The organism is Streptomyces spongiae (genome assembly GCF_009377185.1).
GTDB classification, from domain to species: Bacteria; Actinomycetota; Actinomycetes; order Streptomycetales; family Streptomycetaceae; genus Streptomyces; species Streptomyces spongiae.
The window spans coordinates 1-2045 of the sequence record NZ_VJZC01000978.1 but is presented as its reverse complement, the minus strand read 5'-3'; the positions used below and the strand labels follow the sequence as shown (position 1 = coordinate 2045).

Sequence of the window (2045 nt, the reverse complement as noted above, 5' to 3'; positions counted from 1 at the left end):
CGTGGGGCCCGGTCCCGTGATCTCCCTCTGGAACCAGGCGTATCGGTAGGGCAGTCTTCTCCCTCGTGGGGAGCGTTCCGTATCAGAGTGGGCCGCCGGTGGCGGGGACGCACATGGTCGTGTGCGGCGACGACGGGCTGGCGCACCGGCTGGCGGCCGAGTTGCGGACCGTCTACGGCGAGCAGGTGACCCTGGTCGTGCCGACGGCCCAGCGGGCGGCCCGGCGGCCGGTGGTCGGGCGGGCCCGGGCCTCGGCGTTGCTGGACCGGGTGTCGGACCGGGTGACGGCGGCGGTCAACCGGGCGGCCGGGAACGGCGAATCGCCCTCTGCCTCGGGTGCGTCGAGTGCGTCGGGTACGTCGGGTTCCTCTGGTTCAGCGGGCTCGGCGGGTTCGGCGGGTTCGGCGGGTTCGGCGGGCTCCTCCGGTTCCTCTGGTTCCTCGGGTTCCTCCCGTGATGACAGCGGGCCCCCGACGCGGGTGGTGGAGGCCGCCGAGGCCACCGAGACCGTCCTGGCCGAGGCCGGGGTGGAGCGGGCGGCCGCGCTCGCGCTCGTGTACGACGACGACGAGACCAACATCCGGGCCGCCCTCACGGCCCGGCGTCTCAACCCGCGCCTACGACTCGTCCTGCGGCTCTACAACCGGCGGTTGGGCCAGCACATCGAGGAACTCCTCGACCAGGCAGCGGCGTTGGCGACCTGGGGTGGACCGGAGGGCGGGCCGGGAGACAGTGCGGACGCGGGGTTCGACGCGTCCACGACCGTCCTGTCCGACGCCGACACGGCCGCGCCCGCGCTGGCCGCCACCGCCGTCGCCGGGACCAGCAAGGTCGTGCAGACGGACGGACTGATGCTGCGCGCGGTGGAGAGGCCACCGCTGCGGCCCGGACAGACCGCCGATCCCGGACTGGCCACGCTGGCACTGCTGTCGCCGACGGAACCGTCCGCCCAGGCCGCATCCGAAGTCCAGCAGCCACGGCTGCTGCCGGACGCGGCGGCGGTGGCTCAGGCACGCGGGTGCGGAACCATCGTGCTGGAGCAGGTGTCGTACTCCGGTCCGTCGCTGCCCGCGGGCCGCGGGATCGTTCCGCCGCTCGCCTCACTGTTCTCACGGCGGCTGCGGTGGTCGCTGGCGGGGCTGGTGGGGTGCGTGGTCGCGCTGGCCGTCGCGCTGTCGGTGGTGAGCGGGAAGCATCTGCTGTACGCGACCTATCTGACACTGCTCGACCTGTTCGCCATCAACGATCCCGCCCTCCACCAGTCCATCGGGGTCCAGATCCTCCAACTCCTCTCCGGTCTCGTCGGGTTGCTGCTGCTGCCGGTGATGCTGGCCGCCGTACTCGAAGCGCTGGGCACTTTCCGGACGGCCTCCGCCCTGCGCAAGCCGCCGCGCGGGCTCGGCGGGCACGTCGTGCTGCTCGGGCTCGGCAAGATCGGCACGCGCGTTCTGACGCGGCTGCGGGAACTGCACATCCCCGTGGTGTGCGTCGAGTCCGATCCCGAGGCGCGGGGCATGGCGACGGCGCGGCGCCTCAGGGTGCCGGTGGTGCTCGGGGACGTCACGCAGGAGGGTGTCCTGGAGGCCGCCAAGATCCACCGGGCGCACGCGCTGCTCGCGGTGACGAGCGCGGACACCACGAACCTGGAGGCCGCGCTGTACGCGCGGTCCGTGCGGCCCGATCTGCGGGTGGTGCTGCGGCTGTACGACGACGACTTCGCGACGGCCGTGTACCGCACCCTCCGGGCCGCTCACCCGCACGCGTCCACGCGGAGTCGCAGCGTGTCCCACCTGGCCGCGCCCGCGTTCGCCGGGGCGATGATGGGGCGGCAGATCCTGGGGGCGATTCCCGTCGAGCGGCGTGTGCTGTTGTTCGCGGCGGTGGATGTGGGCGGGCATCCGCAGCTGGAGGGGAAGACCGTGGGTCAGGCGTTCCGGGCGGGGGCATGGCGGGTGCTGGCCCTCGACACGGGGGTCTCCGACGGGCGGCGGGAGGAGCCGGCGGCGGAGTCGGCGTATGAGGAGGCGCGGGGGTCGGGGTTGGTG

The 2045-nt window shown here is 73.5% G+C and carries 1 protein-coding gene; it reads left to right on the top strand.

The features are described from left to right. Positions 1-113: 113 nt before the first annotated feature. Positions 114-2045, top strand: a 1932-nt coding sequence (locus FNH08_RS49350) for an NAD-binding protein (RefSeq protein WP_152778496.1), incomplete at its 3' end; no start/stop codon positions are given.